The sequence below is a fragment of the Taklimakanibacter lacteus genome, from assembly GCA_003576695.1.
In the GTDB taxonomy this organism is placed as follows: Bacteria; Pseudomonadota; Alphaproteobacteria; order Rhizobiales; family Aestuariivirgaceae; genus Taklimakanibacter; species Taklimakanibacter lacteus.
Genome location: QOZQ01000006.1, coordinates 149537 through 165845 on the forward strand (window position 1 = coordinate 149537; position 16309 = coordinate 165845).

A 16309-nucleotide genomic window follows, 5' to 3' on the forward strand; every position below is an offset into this window, starting at 1 on the left:
AGGTCAGGAGTTTTCGGCGCGTGATGGTGATGCGGATGGCCGGCCTCTTCACTTCTGCGTTCTGGACGTGCCCTGCTCGAACAGGGCCCTGAGCGTCGTCATCGATTGCCGTTCTTCCGGCGCGATCCGCCCATCGATCTCGGCCACGATGGCGCACGCTTCCCACACGACCGGCAGTGCTTCCGGCCGCGTCTTTCTCAGTCTCTTCACGATCCCGGCGACGTCGAGCATATTGGGCGCGTGCCGGCGCGCCCAGCGCACCGCATGGGAAATCTCGGCCTCATCGGGAACAAGGCCGAGCTCGCGCGCGCGGACAGCGGCAAATTCTTCCATCACGCCGCGTTCGGCGGGCTCGAGCCGGCCATCGGCGGCGCCCACCATGGCGAGAATGCGCAATTCATCACCGATCTCGGAAATGACCGAGCGGATCGCCGGCCGTTCCGCCAGGGCCTCATCCGGCAGGGCGACCGCGATCTCGACATGCGCCAGCCTGCCGGCCGGATCGGTGTCGAAGCCGGTCACCGTCACCTCATGGCGCCCGCCCTCGGCGAGGAGACGGGCAACCCAGTCCCGGCTCGCCGGTATGTGGCCGATCCGCGCGTTGCCGCAGAAGCAGGCGACGGCATCCTGAGGCTCGGGCCCCGCGGCAAGCGTCAGCCGGTCGCCTTCGCGCATATTTTTCGTGGCATCGGGCGCCAGCCCGACGACGACACAAGGATGGGATCGCATGCGGAACTCTTCAGACGGTGATTCATTGTCACCGCCTGATCCTGCGCCTCGTCCGACGACGGGTCAAATCCCGCCGCGCTCACATCCGGTAGAAGCGCACCGCATTGTCATGGAAGAGCGCCCGCTGCGCCTTGTCGCCCAGATGCGCCGACGCGCTTTTAAAATTCCCGTAGATCTGGCCGAAGGTCATCTGCAGGTCGGCGACCGGGAAGTCGGTGCCGAACATCGCGCGCTCCGTCCCGAAGGCGTTGAGGCAGTCATCGACCACCATGCGGATGCTCTCCGGCGTCCATTGCGGGTCATAGGCGCCGGGATTGGAGATCTTGAGCGCGATATTGGGACGGGACGAGATGAGCTTGAGCGCGTCGCGCCAGCGCTGCAGGCCTTCCGCGTCGCGGTCGATCGGGCTGGCGCAGTGATTGACGATGATCTGCAATTTGGGAAAGGTTTGCGCCAGGTCGAACACCGCCTGGCCCTGATAGGGATACATCATCAATTCGAGATGGAGGCCCGCCTCGCCGATGAGCCCCACATCGCGCCGCCAGTCCTTGTCATAGGCAATGTCGGGGCGCTGCACGAAGCATTTCTTGGGATCGGGGTGATAGCTCAAGACACCCCTGATGCCGACGAGCCGGTCGAATGCCGCCTGTCTGGTGATGACATCGGCCGCTTGCGCCGTGCCGAGCGGGGCGGCGCCGACATAGCGCACAGCAACGCCTTTCGACTTGTCGAGCGTCTCGAGCCAGCGTGTCTCGCCCAGCGCATCGCCATATTGCCAGAGCGCTTCGATATGGACGGTGCCGACGACATTATGCCCGGCTGAATCCCTGACATAATCCTCGACGAGATAGTTCCGCCGCAGCTTCTCGAGACCGCCCAGTGCCGTCACCGCATTGTCGGCCGGCATCAGCCAGTGATGCTTGCCCATCCTCAGGTCCCACAGATGATGGTGTGGATCGATGACCGGTCCATCATACATATCGAGCGCTCTCCCTCGTCTTTAGGCGCAGGTTAAAATTCACCCGTCTCCCCCCTCACCCTGAGGTGCGAGCGCAACGAGCCTCGAAGGGTCTGCTGCAACTCGCTCTATCCTGAGGGATGCTTCGAGGGCCGCTACGCGGCCACCTCAGCATGAGGGTGTTGTGAGAGGTGAATCGCCTGGCACTCGTTACTCTTAGTTAGATCTTATTATCCGTTGCGACGGCTTCCGAATAAGTCGGCCGGCTGGCAATACGATAGGGGAACAGTTTGCGCAAGGCGACGAAGAAGACCGGCGTCAGGAACAGGCCGAAGAAGGTGACGCCGAGCATGCCGGAGAACACCGCCGTGCCGAGCGATTCACGCATCTCGGCGCCGGGGCCCGTCGCCAGCATCAGGGGCACGACGCCCAGGATGAAGGCGAAGGCCGTCATCAGGATCGGGCGCAGCCTGAGCCGGCAGGCCTCGACCACCGCATCGACCGCATTCGCCCCGCGCTCTTCGGCCTGGCGCGCGAATTCGACGATGAGGATGGCGTTCTTGGCGGCCAGGCCGATCAGCACGATGAGGCCGACCTGCGTCAGGATGTTGTTGTCGAGCCCGCGCAGATTGACGCCGATCAGGGCGGCCAGGATGCTGAGCGGCACGATCAGGATGATGGCGAAGGGCAGCACCCAGCTTTCATACTGCGCCGCCAGCGCCAGGAACACGAACAGCACCGAGAGGCCGAAGATGAAGATGGCGGTATTGCCAGTCTGGCGCTCCTGATAGGCAAGCTCCGTCCATTCATAGGACGTGCCCTGCGGCAGCGTCCTGGCGGCGAGATCCTCCATCAGATTGAGCGCCGTCGTGGTCGACACGCCGGGCGCCGCATTGCCCTGCAAGGGCACCGACACATACATATTATAGCGCTGGATGAGCGCCGGGCCGGTCACATCGCGGATTTTGACCAGCGTGCCCATCGGCACGAGCGCGCCCGCGGCGGAGCGCACCTTGAGCCGCAATATGTCCTCGCGCTCGACCCTATGCGCCTGGTCGGCCTGGGCGCGCACCTGGTAGACGCGGCCGAAGGCGTTGAAGTCGTTCACATAGGATGTGCCGAGATTGATCGACAGCGTCTCGAAGATATTGGGGATCGGCACATTCAGCATGCGCGCCTTGTCGCGGTCGATCTCGAGAAAGAGCTGCGGCGCCGAGGCCGAGAAGGTGGTGAACACGCCGGTGAGCCCCTGCGTCTGGTTCGCCTGCTGCATCATGCCGTAAGCGAGACCGAGCACGCGGCGCACATCGGCGGTGTCGCGCTCCTGCAGCTGGATCTTGAAGCCGCCGGAATTGCCGACGCCGCGGATGGGTGGCGGCGGGATGGCGATGATGAAGGCCTCCTGGATCTCCTGCAGGCGGCCATAGAGCTGGCCGATGATGGCATTGGCGTTATGGCCTTCCTTGAGGCGGTGCTCGAAGGAATCGAAGCGCGCGAAGACAACGCCGGCATTGGAGGCATTGGTGAAGGTAGCGCCCGAGAAGCCGGCGAAGGCGACCGCATCGGTGACGCCGGGGGTCGAGGCGATGATCTTGGAGGCGCGCTGCACCGCGGCGTCGGTGCGCGCCAGCGCCGCCCCCTCCGGCAGCTGGATGACCACGATGGCATAGCCCTGGTCCATGGTCGGGATGAAGCCCCGGGGCGTCGTCTGCAGCGCGAAGACGGTCGCCGCCATGAGGCCGGCGAACACCGCCAGCATGCCGAGAAGCGCCACCCATTTGCCGACCAGGAAGCGCACCAGCCTGCCGTAATAGTCCGCCACCTTGTCGAAGCCGCGGTTGAAGCCGTCGGCTGCCGCATTGATCCAGCGCGTCACGATGAAGCGCGGCTTCTCGTGATTATGCGGCCGGAACAGCAAGGCGGCGAGCGCCGGCGACAAGGTGAGCGAGTTGACGGCCGAGATCACCGTCGCCACCGCGATGGTGATGGCGAATTGCAGATAGAACTGCCCCGAAATGCCGGGGATGAAGGCCGTCGGCACGAAGACCGCGATCAGCACCAGCGAGATCGCGATCACCGCCGCGCCCACTTCGTTCATGGTGCGGTGCGAGGCCGAGGCCGGATCGTAGCCCAGCTGGATATTGCGCTCGACATTCTCGACGACGACGATCGCGTCATCGACCACGATGCCGATGGCGAGCACCAGCCCGAACAGAGTGAGCATGTTGAGCGAGAAGCCGAAGGCATAGAGCACGGCGAAGGTGCCGATGAGCGACACCGGTATGGCGACGATGGGCACGATCGCGGTGCGCCAGGATTGCAGGAAGATCAGCACCACGATGACGACCAGGATCGCCGCCTCGAAGATGGTCTTGTAGACTTCCGTGATCGATTCCGAGATGAATTCGGTCGGGTTGTAGACGATCTGATAGGCGAGGCCCGGCGGGAAATCGGCCTTGAGCCGCTCCATCGTCGAGATGATCTCGTCCGCCGAGGCGAGCGCATTGGTGCCGGGGCGCTGGAAGATGCCGAGCGCCACCGCGGGCTTGCCGGTGAGATAGGAATTGGTCACATAGTCCTTGGCGCCGAGCTCGATGCGCGCCACGTCCTGCAGCTCGATCAGCCGCCCGTCCTCGGTCGATTTGACGATGACATAGCGGAACTGGCGCGGATCCTCGAAACGGCCCTGCGTCGTCACCGTATATTCGAAGGCATTGTCGCCGGGCGTGGGCGGCGCGCCGATCGAGCCGCCGGTGACCTGCACATTCTGGTCTCGGAGCGACTGGACGACGTCGCCCGCCGTCATGCCATAGGCGGTGAGCTTGTCGGGATCGAGCCAGATGCGCAGCGAATATTCGCGCTCGCCGAAGATGATGAGATCGCCCACGCCGTCGAGGCGCAAGAGCACGTCGCGCACCCGCGAGCGCGCATAGTTCGACACATAGAGCTGGTCATAGCTCTCATCGGGCGAGAGCATATGCACGACCATCATGAGATCGGGCGAGCTCTTGGCGGTGACGACGCCGAGGCGGCGCACCTCTTCCGGCAATCTGGCTTCGGCGATCGCCACGCGGTTCTGCACCAGCACCTGCGCCTGGTCGAGATCGGTGCCGAGCCTGAAAGTGATGGTGAGCTGCATCGAGCCGGTCGAGGTCGAATAGGATGACATATAGAGCATCCCTTCAACGCCGTTCACTTCCTGCTCGATCGGCGTCGCCACCGTCTTGGCGACGGTATCGGCGTCCGCACCCGGATAGGTGGCGCGGACCACGATGGTGGGCGGCGCGATCTCGGGATATTGCGCCACCGGCAGTTGGGTATAGGCGATGCCGCCGACGATCAGCAGCACCAGCGACAGGACGGTCGCGAAGATCGGCCGGTCGACGAAGAAATGCGAGAACCTCATTGCGAGGCCCCGTTGGCGGCCTTCTCGGGCGGCAGGACTACCAGTTCAGGCTTCACCGTCACACCCGGCCTGATCCGCATCAGTCCGTTGATGACGATCGTCTCATCGCCGGTGAGGCCGTCGCGCACCACCCTGTAGCCATAGATGCGGGGGCCGATGCGGACCGGCTTCGGCGTCACCTTGCCGGCCTCGTCGACGACATAGACGATGCGCCGGTCCTGGTCGGCGCCCACCGCGTCGTCGGGAACGAGGATACCCTGATAGGGCAGCGAGCCCGGCATGTTGACGCGCCCGAACAGGCCGGGCTGCAGGATGAGATCGCCATTGGGGATCTGGGCGCGCAGGCGCATCGTGCCGGTGGCCTGGTCGATGCGGTTCTCGGCGAAATCGAGCTTGCCCTTGACGGGCGATTCCATGTCGTCGGCGAGCCTGACCGTCACATCGACGCCGCCCGCCCCTTCCTGCAGGCTCTCGTTGCGCGTGCGCGCATCGCGCGCATAGGCCAGGAACTGGCGCTCATCGACATCGAAATAGAAATTGATCGGGTCGAGCGACACGATGGTGGTCAGCGCCGTCTGGTCGGCCTGGACGAGATTGCCGACCGAGACGAGGCGGCGGTCGATGCGCCCCGACAGCGGCGCCTTGATTTCCGTATATTGCAGGTCGAGCTCGGCCCGCACCACCGCGGCCTGGGCGCCGTCGACCTGCGCCACGGCGGACAGATATTCGCGCCGCCGGTCGTCGAGCGTCGCCACCGGGATATTGCCCGTTTGCGACAGCCTTTCGGCGCGCTCGAACTGCACCTTGGTGAATTCGACCAGCGTCTGCGCCACCGCCAGGCTGGCCTTGGCCTGCTCCAGCGCCGCCTGGAACGGGCGCTGGTCGATGGTGAACAGGAGGTCGTCCTTCCTGACGATCGAGCCGTCCTTGAAATGCACCTGGTCGAGATAGCCGCCGATGCGCGAACGTACCGTCACCTGGTCGACCGCCTCGAACCGGCCGATGAACTCGTCGTCCTCGACGATCTCGCGCACCACCGGCTTGGCCACGGTGACCGGCACCGGGCCGCCCGGCGACTGGGCCTGCGCGGCCGTGGCGAAAGCCGGCAGCGCCAGCAGATACAGGAGTGCGGCTGATCGCGTGAAGAGCGAAGCGGTCTTGGTCATGGCAAACTGTCCCAGAGGGCCCGAGGCGAGGCATTAACGATCGGACATGGATAAGTGTGCAGTCGCACAATCAAAGTCAACAGGCCCATTGTATCAAAACTTCTCGCCACGGCGACTATACGAGCTAAATCTCTCAGACGGTTCGATTTTTGTGATGCGCCCGGTCGCCTGACGCACGCGTCAAGTCCGGCTCCGGCGCCAATGAAGCTGTGTGGCACCGCAAAAGCGCTCTCCGGACCATCGAATGATCCGCATACTGATGATATTCCCTTCCCCGCCAGCGTTTCGCTTGCAGGGCGAGGGTAAGATGCAGGGCGCCATTGTCGGCATGGTGTGGCCGCAGATCGCTGGCTGATCTCGGCGATGATCCTGCTCTTCACGCTGGGCTATGTCGTCTTCCGGCGGCAGGAAGTGCGGGCTTAATTCTAGAGCCAGCGTCCAGCTCTCCGCAGGTTCCCCCTCTCCCGTCGCGAAGCGATGGGAGAGGGTGCCCAAAGGGCGGGTGAGGGCTCTTCGTTTCAGGATTGCGCGAAAGAGCCCTCATCCGGCCTTCGGCCACCTTGTATGGAAGTTTCGTGTCATATTGGTTCCGTTCCACCTTCTCCCATGCTACGCACGGGAGAAGGGAAATTTTGGGGAGGATCGAGTTTACGTCGCCCGCTTCCTGGCCGCGAGCGTCCTGAGCCTGAGCGCATTCAGCCGGATGAAACCCTCCGCATCCTTCTGGTCATAGGCGCCGCGGTCGTCCTCGAAAGTGACGAGCTCGTTCGAATAGAGCGACTTCGGCGACTTGCGGCCGGTCACGATGACATTGCCCTTATAGAGTTTGAGCCTCACCGTGCCTTCGACATTCTCCTGGCTCTTGTCGATCATCGCCTGCAGCATCTCGCGCTCGGGCGCGAACCAGAAGCCGTAATAGACGAGCTCGGCATAGCGCGGCATGAAGCTGTCCTTCATATGCGCCGCCTCGCGGTCGAGCGTGATCGATTCGATCGCCCGGTGCGCCGCATGCAGGATGGTGCCGCCCGGCGTCTCATAGACGCCGCGCGATTTCATGCCGACGAAGCGGTTCTCGACCAGGTCGAGCCGGCCGATGCCATTGTCGCGGCCGAGATCGTTGAGCGCGGTGAAGAGCGTCGCCGGCGACATCGCCTTGCCATCGAGGGCGATAGGATCGCCCTTCCTGAATTCGATCTCGATCGAGGTCGCCTTGTCGGGCGCCTCTTCCGGCGCGATGGTGCGCTGATAGACATAAGGCGGCGGTTCGATCCAGGGATCTTCCAGCACTTTGCCTTCCGAAGACGAATGCAGCAGATTGGCATCGACCGAGAAGGGCGCCTCGCCGCGCTTGTCCTTGGCCACCGGTATCTGATGCTGCTCGGCGAAATCGATGAGATCGGTGCGGCTCTTGAACTGCCATTCGCGCCAGGGCGCGATGACCTTGATGTCGGGATTGAGCGCGTAGGCGGTCAGCTCGAAGCGCACCTGGTCATTGCCCTTGCCGGTGGCGCCATGGGCGACGGCATCGGCTCCCGTCTCCCTGGCGATCTCGATCAGCCTTTTGGCGATGAGCGGGCGCGCGATCGAGGTGCCGAGCAGATAGACGCCTTCATAGAGCGCATTGGCGCGGAACATCGGGAAGACGAAATCGCGGATGAATTCCTCGCGCACATCCTCGACGAAGATTTCCTTGATGCCCAGCATCTGCGCCTTCTTGCGCGCCGGCTCGATCTCGCCGCCCTGGCCCAGATCGGCGGTGAAGGTGACGACCTCCGCCCCATATTCGGTCTGCAGCCATTTGAGGATGATCGAGGTGTCGAGGCCGCCGGAATAAGCGAGCACGACTTTCTTGACGCTGCCGCGTTTGGACATGGGGTCTTATCCGCTATGCTTTGAGGAAAATTCGCGCGCACTATACTCAGGACCGGGACAAACACAATGCGGTGGAGCGCTCCCCGCCAAAGTTGCTAGACTTTGGCGATGAGGGAACGCTCCCATGATAGTGGCCGAGCCTTTTTATCCCATTCGGATTCGAAGAATCCGAATGGGAAAGGCTCGCGGCTCGATTTCTGGTACGAATTCGCATCCACCTATTCCTATCTTGCAGCGCTCAGGATCGAGGGGCAGGCCCGGGAACGAAACATAGACATTTCCTGGCGGCCCTTCCTGCTGGGGCCGCTTTTCAAGGCGCAAGGCTGGGAGACATCGCCCTTCAACCTCTATCCGGCCAAGGGCGCCTATATGTGGCGCGACCTGGAAAGGCTCTGCGACGCGCAGGGCCTCGAATTCCGCAAGCCCGATCCCTTCCCGCAATCGAGCCTCATGGCGGCGCGCATGGCGCTGACCGACCAAGTGGCGCCCCAGCTTGCCGAATTCTCCCGCCGGGTGTTCCTGGCCCAATTCGCGGACGGCGCCCGCATCGATGACGAGGCGGTGCTCAAGGCCATTGCCGGCAGCCTGGGGCTCGATGGCGCCGCGGTCATCGAGGCCGCCCGCAGCGATCAGGTGAAATTGCGCCTGCGCCAGGCGACCGAGGAGGCCATGCGGCTCAGGCTTTTCGGGGCGCCGAGCTTCGTGACGCCGGATGGCGAGATCTTCTGGGGCAATGACCGCCTCGAAATGGCGCTCAGCTGGGCTGCGCGGAAACCGTGACCGCGGCTTCGCGCCGGAAGCCGGCGCGCTGGCCGGCGATCGCCCAATAGACGAGGCCGGCGATCCAGGCGGAGAGCAGGATCGCCATGGTGACAAGCCAGCGGTCGCGATTCATTTCTGAGAACCAGACCGGCACCAGCAGCAGGCCGGCAATGCCGGCGAGCAGCGTGGCGATCAGGAGATGCAGCCACAAGGCGCGCAAGCCGAAGATCTCGGTGAGCCCGTTGAGGATCGCCGCCGGGATGATGGTCAGGATCATCACGATCCACAGGACATAGAAGAGGATGATCGGCATCATGATCAGCGCATAGGGCGCGAAGCCCGCCAGTTGCCAGAGCTGGCTGTCGGGATTGAACGTGCTCATGAGGATGAGAAGGCTGGGAAAGGCCGCCGCTCCCGCCGCGAGCCCGGCGAAATAGCCCAGCACGACAAAGGCAATGCGCTTGGCGATGTGGGCGATCATGCAGCGATGCTCCTCATTGACCAGCCCGCCTGCCGGCCGGCGATGGCCCAATAGATGAGGCCGCCCACCAAGACGGATAGATATGCGACCACCATAGCAAGGGGCGAGTACGGAGGTGACATCAAGAGGATGGAGACGGCGAGAACAAGCACCCAGCCGATCAGATAGATCCAAAGACGCCGCCAGCGAAAAGTCTCCGCAGCCGAAATAAATGCCAGAGCCGGTAGGAACGGGTAGATAAGCATTTCGGTCAGCGAAAAGATGAGCGCCGTATATTCAGGGCCAACAATATGACCCTCGCTGGTCCAATAATATGCAGTAGGTCCAGTCACCAAGGTGACCCGCCAGACTGGCAGGGCGCTCACCACCATGGCCGCCGCATAACCCACCATGATGAGCCCGATGCGCTTGGCGATATGAGCGATCATGCGAGGTCCTTCGTCATGAAAACGGAATTGGGATCTTCCTTATATTTTCCGAAGGGATCGCGCAGGCAATAGCCCCGGGCAGAGTAAAGCCCGCGCGCCGCGTGGCTGTCGGCGCCTGTTTCGAGATCGATGCGCGTGAGCTGCAAGTCTCGCGCTTTCGCCTCGACGATCTCGAGCAATGCTTTCGATAGTCCAAGCCCGCGCGCGGCGGGACGCAGGAACATGCTCTTGAGCTCGCCCGATCCATCATCATGGCGAAGCAGCGCCGCGCAGCCGACCAGCGCGCCATCGAGCCTTGCCGTCCAGAAGGTGATTTCCGGCCGGTCGAGCTGATCGAGCGGCAGCGCATGGACGCTTTCGGGCGGCGAATGGGCATAGGAATGCGCCAGACGTTCCCTGATCAATTCGGCGATTTCAGTGCCCCGCGGCGCTTCGGCGGTGATGGTGAGACGGGCCTGGGCCAAAGCCTCAGGCACTGGCAGGTGCCGCGTCGAGCGCCTGGCGCTCCTTGGCCCTGAGGCGCTGGCTTTCCGACTTCAGCTGCCCGCAGGCCGCCATGATGTCGCGCCCGCGCGGTGTCCTGACCGGCGAGGCATAGCCGGCGCGGTTCAGCACTTCGGCGAAACGCTCGATCGTGTCCCAGTCGGAGCATTCATATTGCGTGCCGGGCCAGGGATTGAACGGGATGAGATTGACCTTGGCCGGAATGCCCTTCAAGAGCTGCACCAGCCGCCTGGCATCGGCCAGCGTGTCATTGACGCCCTTCAGCATCACATATTCGAAAGTGATGCGCCGCGCATTGGAGAGCCCCGGATAGGCGCGGCAGGCAGCGAGCAGGTCGCTGATCGGATATTTCCTGTTGAGCGGCACCAGCCCGTTGCGGATCTCATCCGTCGTGCCATGCAGCGAGATGGCGAGCATGGTGCCGATCTCCGCCCCGGCACGCACGATCTCAGGGACGACGCCCGAGGTCGAGAGCGTGATGCGCCGCTTCGACAGCGAGATGCCCTCGCCGTCGGAGACGATCTCCATCGCGGCTTTCACATTGTCGAAATTATAGAGCGGCTCGCCCATGCCCATGAGCACCACATTGGTGACATAGCGCCCGCCGAGGGGCGGTGTCGGATGGACTTCGAGCTGATGCGGCCATTCCTCCAGCCGGTCGCGCGCGATGAGCACCTGGCCGACGATCTCGCCCGCGGTGAGGTTGCGCACCAGCTTCTGGGTGCCGGTGTGGCAGAAGGTGCAGGTGAGCGTGCAGCCGACCTGGCTCGAGATGCACAAGGTGCCCCGGTCTTCCTCGGGGATATAGACCATCTCGACTTCATGGCGCTGGCCGCGATCATCGCGCGGCAGCTTGAGCAGCCATTTGCGCGTGCCGTCGCTCGAGATCTGCTCGGTGACGACTTCCAGACGGTCGATCGAGAACACCTCGTCGAGCTTCTGGCGCAGATCCTTGGAGATGTCGCTCATCTGGGCGAAGGAGGTGACGCCGCGATGATAGACCCAGCTCCAGATCTGGCGCATGCGCATGCGCTGCTGCTTCTCGGGGATTCCGGCCTTCGCCAGGGCCTCGCTCAGCTCGGCGCGCGTCAGGCCGATGAGCGGCAGCTTCGCCGCCCCGGGAACCAGGGGTTCCGGGCGCCCTTTATGCGCAATATCGAGCGTGATCGCGGTCATGATGCCGGCCTCATAGCATAGATGCTCAAAAAATGGAAAATGGGCGGTTTTCCCTCACAATCCGCCCGTTTTCTCGTATGTAATGGCCACTCCGCCGCTAACATCCAAGCGCTTATTTTCATGGGCGCCGTCTGGGACGGTAACGGATAAAGACGTATCGCTCGCCCAGCGAATGCCCAGCTCCTGTTTGTCCTTGAGAACCAGTACGGGCGGATACTCATCCCGATCAAACGCTGCGTCCGACGGCAAGACGCTCAGCTGGGTGTTGAAGCCTGTCGTCGCGCCGCAATCGACACCGAATACGACTGCCACCATCTTCCCGTTCGGCGAGAGCACAGAATTTCGTCTATCGACGTCGCAATCGGGCAGACAGGCGGCCAGCAGCAAGGTTATCCCGGCAATCACCGACGGGGCGAGCCATCGGATCTTCATGGATAGCCTATTTGCAGGCGGCGTCGATCTTGGCCAGCGCCTGGGCGAGGCCCTTCAGCGAATAGGAATCGAGGGTCTCGGTGCCGCGCCAGGACGCGCCCTTGATGGTGAGCTTCTGGCCCTTCTTCATCGCGCCCACGATTTCCTTGTCCTTGGCCGCCGTGTCGGCCCAGGCGCCGTCGCCATTGGCGAAGAGCTCGAAATCCGTGGCATCGATCGTGAGCTGAACCGGCGTGTCCTTCTTGAACGGATAGCCGATGATGGTCGACACCTCGTTGCGGACACTCTGGGAAGGCCTGTGGGTGACGAGCAGGAAGGCCGGGTCGCGCTTGGCGTTCTTGGGCGACTGGACCTTGGGCTGAGAGGAAATGTAGCAGACCTTGCCGCCCTGGGCCTTGTAGGTATAGGCGGCCCAGTCGCCGAACTTGCCGAGATCGGTCGGCTGGGGAGCCTGTGCCAAAGCGGGAACGAGCCCGGCCAGAACCGCCAAAGGCGCCAAAACAACGGACCATGCCGCCGGCTTGCAAATCATGTCGAAAACCTCATTCCCACCGCCCGCTGGGGCCAGTCCGGCCCTAACTGCTTTAACAATCTGACCGGATTTGGGCGGCGAGCCCGTGACTATTTGGTCAGATTGCGCCGGCAGTTGTGCTCATGTAACCGGATATTCACGATGCAGGCTAACCTGTGGAGCTTGACGAATGGTTGCTGTGGCCGAAATCAGCCGGGAAAGCCCGGTGCTCGCCGACCTCCCCCATCTCCTTGCGGAAGCGCATGACGCCGTGGGCACCCTTTACGGTCAGGCCAGGGCCCGCATCCATGCCCGCGTGGCGCCCGGCGGCAAATTGTCGGGCCATCTCATCGACCGCGAGCAGCATGCGGTCCATGGGCTGGCCTGGCTCGCCACCTATGAGGCGGTCCTGCGCGAGCTTTCGGCCTATGCCGCCCGCCTCGCCGGCCAGGGGAAATTCGCCGAGACCGAGCAACTCCTCGTCCAGATCGCGGTGGGCGAATATCTGAACCAGGTCTGGGGCGGCATCCCGATGAACCAGGCGGAGTTCGCCAGACTCGCCGATCTGGGCCTCACCCGTAGCGACCTCTCGGCCTTCGACCGGCCGGGCGTCCAGGCCCTCCTCGCCTCGGGCAGCACGGCGCCGGCCCGCGCGCGCCTCGTCGAGCTCATGGTGGCGGCACAGGGCCAGGCGACCTTAGGCGATTGCGGCCTCGACAGCACGCTGGAGGAGATGCGCCTGAGCATGCGCCGCTTCGTCGAGGACAAGGTGAAGCCTCATGCGCATGAATGGCATCTCGCCAATGACTATGTGCCGATGGAGATCGTGGACGAGCTGGCGGCACTCGGCGTCTTCGCGCTGACCCTGCCCGAGCAGCATGGCGGCCTGGGGCTCGGCAAGGAATCCATGTGCGTCGTCTCGGAGGAATTGTCGCGCGGCTGGATCGCCGTCGGCTCGCTCGGCACCAGGGCCGAGATCGCCTGCGAGCTCATCATGGGCGGCGGCACCGAGGCGCAGAAGCAATACTGGCTGCCCAGGATCGCGACGGGCGAGATCCTGCCCACCGCCGTCTTCACCGAGCCCAATACCGGCTCTGATCTCGGCTCCCTGCGCACCCGCGCCGTGAAGGACGGCGATGTCTACAAGATCACCGGCAACAAGACCTGGATCACCCATCCGGCGCGCGCCGATATCATGACGCTGCTTGCCCGCACCGATCCGAATGAGCCGGGCTATAAGGGCCTCTCGATGTTCATTGCCGAGAAGCCGCGCGGCGACGATGCCGATCCCTTCCCCGCCAAGGGCATGTCGGGCAGCGAGATCGAGGTGCTGGGCTATCGCGGCATGAAGGAATATGAGATCCGCTTCGAGGATTTCGAGGTCAGGGCCGCCAATCTCTTAGGGGGCACGGAAGGCCACGGCTTCAAGCAGCTGATGCAGACTTTCGAATCGGCGCGCATCCAGACCGCGGCACGCGCCCTGGGCGTGGCGCAGAACGCGCTCGATGTCGGGCTCGATTATGCGACGACGCGCATCCAGTTCGGCAAGCCGATCATCGCCTTCCCGCGCATCGCCGACAAGCTGGCGCTGATGGCGGCCGAGATCATGGCCGCCCGCCAGCTCGTCTATCATTCGGCGCGCGAGAAGGACGCCGGGCGGCGCTGCGATCTCGAAGCCGGCATGGCCAAGCTCCTGGGCGCCCGCGTCGCCTGGTCGGCCGCCGACAATGCATTGCAGATCCATGGCGGCAATGGCTTCGCGCTCGAATTCCAGATCTCGCGCATCTTGTGCGATGCCCGCATCCTCAACATCTTCGAGGGCGCCGCCGAGATCCAGGCGCAGGTCATCGCGCGCCGCCTGCTTGAAGGCGGCAATTGAGATGGCGGCCAATGACCGGACCGTGCTGATCACCGGCTGCTCTTCCGGCATCGGCCATGCATCGGCGAAGCTCTTGAAGCAGAAGGGCTGGCGCGTTTTCGCCACCGCCCGCAAGGATGCCGACATCATCCGCCTCGAAGGCGAAGGCTTCGAGGCTTTCCGCCTCGATTATGCCGAGCCCATCAGCATTGCCGAATGCGTGAGCGAGGTGGCCGAGCGCACGGGGGGCAAGCTCTTCGGGCTCTTCAACAACGGCGCCTATGGCCAGCCGGGCGCGGTCGAGGATCTGTCGCGCGCGGCGCTCACCGCCCAGTTCGAGGCCAATGTCTTCGGCTGGCATGAGCTGACGCGCGATTGCCTGAAGCTGATGCGCGCCAATGGCGGGGGCCGCATCGTCAACAATTCCTCGGTCCTCGGCCTCACCGCGATGAAATGGCGCGGCGCCTATTGCGCCTCCAAATTCGCCATCGAGGCCTTGTCCGACACGCTACGGCTCGAGCTCAAGGGCACCGGCATCCATGTCTCGCTGATCGAGCCGGGGCCGATCGCCACGCGCTTCGTCGAGCACGCGCTGGCCGCTTTCGAGCGCAATATCGATGAGGACAGTTCGCACTACAAGGATGTCTATGCCCGCCAGCGCCAGCGGCTGAACGGCGGCGGCGCCAAGCGCTTCAAATTGCCGCCGGAGGCGGTGGCGCTGAAGCTTCTGCATGCGCTGGAAAGCCGCAAGCCGCGGCGGCGTTATTATGTGACAGTGCCGACCTATGTCATGGCCTGGGCCAGGCGGCTCCTGCCACCGCCGGCGCTGGACCGGCTTCTCGATAAGGCGTCCGATCAATGAGCTTCTTCGACTATCTCGTTCCCCTGGCCATCGCCGCGGTCTTCATCGTCCTCTGCCTCGGTCTGTGGAACATGATGCGCGGCGGGCCGGGCAACGTCTCCCAGCAGTTCATGCGCTGGCGCGTCATCCTGCAATTCGCGGCGATCATCATCATCATGGCGGCGATCTGGTTTGCGGGGAGGTAGTCACACTCTTCTCCTTCCCCGTTTGCGGGGAAGGTGGCGCGAAGCGCCGGATGGGGTCGGGCATCAGGCGAAACCCTTGAAAACGCGGCGTCCGATCACCACATGAACGCGCGATTTCGGCAATGAGGGGGTGCGCTTCCCATGGTCATCACCAGCAACGAGCAGAAAGTACGGTCCGGCTTCTGGCCCAAACTGGCCCGCGTCTTCGCGGCGATTCCCTTCGCCGAGGACGCTGTCGCTGCCTATTACTGCGCCTTCGACCGCGCGACGCCGCTCAAGGTGAAAGGCATCCTGCTCGGCGCGCTCGCTTATTTCGTGCTGCCGGTCGATGCCATTCCCGATTTCGTGCTGGGGCTCGGCTTCACCGACGACATGGCGGTGCTCCTGACCGCGATCAGCATGATCCGCACCCATCTCAGACCTGAGCACTATGACAAGGCGCGCGAGACCCTGGCGCGGCTGAAGAAGGGCGAGAAGCTCGCTGCCGACTAGGCCCGCGCCATCAGCTTGCGCCCGACAGTCTTCGGCTTTTCCGCCCTGAGCACGACCGAGGTCGTCACCGCGCCGAAACGGCCCAGCGCATCGACGATGCTCTCGAGCCCCAAAGGCGACGGCACGATCACCTTGAGAAAGAAGCAGTCCTCGCCGGTGAGCCTCAGCACCTCGATCACTTCCGGCATGCTGGCGAACTGCTTGAGGCAGGCCGCGATATGCTCATGCGTGGTGCGCAGGCGGATGACCGCCATGGTGCCGAGTCCGAGCTTCGCCAGATCGACGGTCGCTCTATAGCCGGTGACGATGCCGCGCTCTTCGAGCCGCTTCACCCGCTCCGACACGGCCGGTTGCGACAGGCCGACCCGCCGCCCGAGCTCGGTGATGTTGATGCGCCCGTCTTCCTGCAGGATCTCGATGATCGCGAGATCGGTGGGATCGAGGCGGATGGACCTGGCGCTGTTCTTCATGGTGACCTTTGATTCAT

At 63.7% G+C, this 16309-nt stretch carries 17 protein-coding genes; 5 read left to right on the plus strand and 12 right to left on the minus strand.

Annotated elements, in window-relative coordinates; genetic code table 11:
• Nucleotides 1–48: 48 nt before the first annotated feature.
• The 5 genes from DT068_RS13655 to DT068_RS13675 all read right to left on the minus strand — a co-directional run bounded on the left by DT068_RS13655 (nt 49) and on the right by DT068_RS13675 (nt 8131).
• Nucleotides 49–729, minus strand: coding sequence for a TerB family tellurite resistance protein (locus DT068_RS13655; protein ID WP_119390398.1), 681 nt, complete (start codon nt 727–729; stop codon nt 49–51).
• A gap of 79 nt (nt 730–808) precedes the next feature.
• Nucleotides 809–1708 carry an amidohydrolase family protein gene (locus DT068_RS13660; protein WP_119390399.1) on the minus strand — a complete coding sequence of 300 codons (900 nt, stop codon included), beginning with the start codon at nt 1706–1708 and terminating at the stop codon, nt 809–811.
• Nucleotides 1709–1907: 199 nt separating this feature from the next.
• The gene (locus DT068_RS13665) at nt 1908–5093 is read right to left on the minus strand and encodes an efflux RND transporter permease subunit (protein WP_119390400.1); all 3186 of its coding nucleotides are present in this window, start codon (nt 5091–5093) and stop codon (nt 1908–1910) included.
• On the minus strand, nt 5090–6259 hold the full coding sequence (locus DT068_RS13670; RefSeq protein WP_119390401.1) for an efflux RND transporter periplasmic adaptor subunit: 1170 nt from the start codon (nt 6257–6259) through the stop codon (nt 5090–5092). Before DT068_RS13670 ends, DT068_RS13665 begins: the two co-directional genes overlap by 4 nt.
• 648 nt (nt 6260–6907) lie before the next feature.
• Entirely contained in the window at nt 6908–8131 is a 1224-nt protein-coding gene (locus DT068_RS13675) for an argininosuccinate synthase (RefSeq protein WP_119390402.1), read from the minus strand.
• A 108-nt stretch (nt 8132–8239) separates the two neighbouring features.
• On the opposite strand from DT068_RS13675, the gene DT068_RS13680 reads away from it, so the two are divergent.
• Nucleotides 8240–8911, plus strand: coding sequence for a 2-hydroxychromene-2-carboxylate isomerase (locus DT068_RS13680; RefSeq protein WP_119390403.1), 672 nt, complete (start codon nt 8240–8242; stop codon nt 8909–8911).
• On the opposite strand, the gene DT068_RS13685 is transcribed toward DT068_RS13680, so the two are convergent.
• Genes DT068_RS13685 through DT068_RS13710 form a run of 6 tightly spaced genes read right to left on the minus strand, consistent with a single transcriptional unit; the run spans nt 8886 to nt 12446 of the window.
• A complete protein-coding gene (locus DT068_RS13685) occupies nt 8886–9374 on the minus strand; it encodes a hypothetical protein (RefSeq protein WP_119390404.1) in 489 nt (162 codons plus the stop codon). The genes DT068_RS13680 and DT068_RS13685 overlap by 26 nt on opposite strands.
• Complete coding sequence (locus DT068_RS13690) at nt 9371–9802, minus strand: polysaccharide deacetylase family protein (RefSeq protein ID WP_119390405.1); 432 nt, start codon at nt 9800–9802, stop codon at nt 9371–9373. The genes DT068_RS13685 and DT068_RS13690 overlap by 4 nt, the downstream gene beginning before the upstream one ends.
• On the minus strand, nt 9799–10278 hold the full coding sequence (locus DT068_RS13695) for a GNAT family N-acetyltransferase (RefSeq protein ID WP_368904712.1): 480 nt from the start codon (nt 10276–10278) through the stop codon (nt 9799–9801). Before DT068_RS13695 ends, DT068_RS13690 begins: the two co-directional genes overlap by 4 nt.
• Entirely contained in the window at nt 10271–11482 is a 1212-nt protein-coding gene (rlmN, locus tag DT068_RS13700) for a dual-specificity RNA methyltransferase RlmN (RefSeq protein ID WP_119390406.1), read from the minus strand. The genes DT068_RS13695 and rlmN overlap by 8 nt, the downstream gene beginning before the upstream one ends.
• Before the next feature lie 54 nt (nt 11483–11536).
• Nucleotides 11537–11914 (minus strand): hypothetical protein, encoded by a 378-nt coding sequence (locus DT068_RS13705; RefSeq protein WP_119390407.1) that lies wholly within the window; start codon nt 11912–11914, stop codon nt 11537–11539.
• Between the two features lie 7 nt (nt 11915–11921).
• Nucleotides 11922–12446, minus strand: coding sequence for an invasion associated locus B family protein (locus DT068_RS13710; protein ID WP_119390408.1), 525 nt, complete (start codon nt 12444–12446; stop codon nt 11922–11924).
• Nucleotides 12447–12615: 169 nt separating this feature from the next.
• Here DT068_RS13710 and DT068_RS13715 point away from each other — a divergent pair, with 169 nt between their 5' ends.
• From DT068_RS13715 to DT068_RS13730, 4 genes are all read left to right on the plus strand, one after another.
• Nucleotides 12616–14304: an acyl-CoA dehydrogenase family protein gene (locus tag DT068_RS13715; RefSeq protein WP_119390409.1), complete on the plus strand. Its 1689-nt coding sequence runs from the start codon at nt 12616–12618 to the stop codon at nt 14302–14304.
• A gap of 1 nt (nt 14305) precedes the next feature.
• The gene (locus tag DT068_RS13720; RefSeq protein WP_119390410.1) at nt 14306–15145 is read left to right on the plus strand and encodes an SDR family oxidoreductase; all 840 of its coding nucleotides are present in this window, start codon (nt 14306–14308) and stop codon (nt 15143–15145) included.
• Entirely contained in the window at nt 15142–15330 is a 189-nt protein-coding gene (locus tag DT068_RS13725; RefSeq protein ID WP_119390411.1) for a twin transmembrane helix small protein, read from the plus strand. The genes DT068_RS13720 and DT068_RS13725 overlap by 4 nt, the downstream gene beginning before the upstream one ends.
• Nucleotides 15331–15471: 141 nt before the next feature.
• On the plus strand, nt 15472–15822 hold the full coding sequence (locus DT068_RS13730; RefSeq protein ID WP_119390412.1) for a YkvA family protein: 351 nt from the start codon (nt 15472–15474) through the stop codon (nt 15820–15822).
• Here DT068_RS13730 and DT068_RS13735 read toward each other — a convergent pair.
• Nucleotides 15819–16292, minus strand: a complete 474-nt coding sequence (locus DT068_RS13735; RefSeq protein ID WP_119390642.1) for an Lrp/AsnC family transcriptional regulator — start codon at nt 16290–16292, stop codon at nt 15819–15821. The two genes, DT068_RS13730 and DT068_RS13735, sit on opposite strands and share 4 nt — an antisense overlap.
• Nucleotides 16293–16309 lie beyond the last annotated feature (17 nt).

Excerpts from the sequence above, each read along its gene's own strand:
- DT068_RS13655 (WP_119390398.1), bottom strand. The coding sequence starts at position 729 with ATGCGATCCCATCCTTGTGTCGTCGTCGGGCTGGCGCCCGATGCCACG.
- DT068_RS13660 (WP_119390399.1), bottom strand. The coding sequence starts at position 1,708 with ATGTATGATGGACCGGTCATCGATCCACACCATCATCTGTGGGACCTG.
- DT068_RS13665 (WP_119390400.1), bottom strand. The coding sequence starts at position 5,093 with ATGAGGTTCTCGCATTTCTTCGTCGACCGGCCGATCTTCGCGACCGTC.
- DT068_RS13670 (WP_119390401.1), bottom strand. The coding sequence starts at position 6,259 with ATGACCAAGACCGCTTCGCTCTTCACGCGATCAGCCGCACTCCTGTAT.
- DT068_RS13675 (WP_119390402.1), bottom strand. The coding sequence starts at position 8,131 with ATGTCCAAACGCGGCAGCGTCAAGAAAGTCGTGCTCGCTTATTCCGGC.
- DT068_RS13680 (WP_119390403.1), top strand. The coding sequence starts at position 8,240 with ATGAGGGAACGCTCCCATGATAGTGGCCGAGCCTTTTTATCCCATTCG.
- DT068_RS13685 (WP_119390404.1), bottom strand. The coding sequence starts at position 9,374 with ATGATCGCCCACATCGCCAAGCGCATTGCCTTTGTCGTGCTGGGCTAT.
- DT068_RS13690 (WP_119390405.1), bottom strand. The coding sequence starts at position 9,802 with ATGATCGCTCATATCGCCAAGCGCATCGGGCTCATCATGGTGGGTTAT.
- rlmN (WP_119390406.1), bottom strand. The coding sequence starts at position 11,482 with ATGACCGCGATCACGCTCGATATTGCGCATAAAGGGCGCCCGGAACCC.
- DT068_RS13705 (WP_119390407.1), bottom strand. The coding sequence starts at position 11,914 with ATGAAGATCCGATGGCTCGCCCCGTCGGTGATTGCCGGGATAACCTTG.
- DT068_RS13710 (WP_119390408.1), bottom strand. The coding sequence starts at position 12,446 with ATGATTTGCAAGCCGGCGGCATGGTCCGTTGTTTTGGCGCCTTTGGCG.
- DT068_RS13715 (WP_119390409.1), top strand. The coding sequence starts at position 12,616 with ATGGTTGCTGTGGCCGAAATCAGCCGGGAAAGCCCGGTGCTCGCCGAC.
- DT068_RS13720 (WP_119390410.1), top strand. The coding sequence starts at position 14,306 with ATGGCGGCCAATGACCGGACCGTGCTGATCACCGGCTGCTCTTCCGGC.
- DT068_RS13725 (WP_119390411.1), top strand. The coding sequence starts at position 15,142 with ATGAGCTTCTTCGACTATCTCGTTCCCCTGGCCATCGCCGCGGTCTTC.
- DT068_RS13730 (WP_119390412.1), top strand. The coding sequence starts at position 15,472 with ATGGTCATCACCAGCAACGAGCAGAAAGTACGGTCCGGCTTCTGGCCC.
- DT068_RS13735 (WP_119390642.1), bottom strand. The coding sequence starts at position 16,292 with ATGAAGAACAGCGCCAGGTCCATCCGCCTCGATCCCACCGATCTCGCG.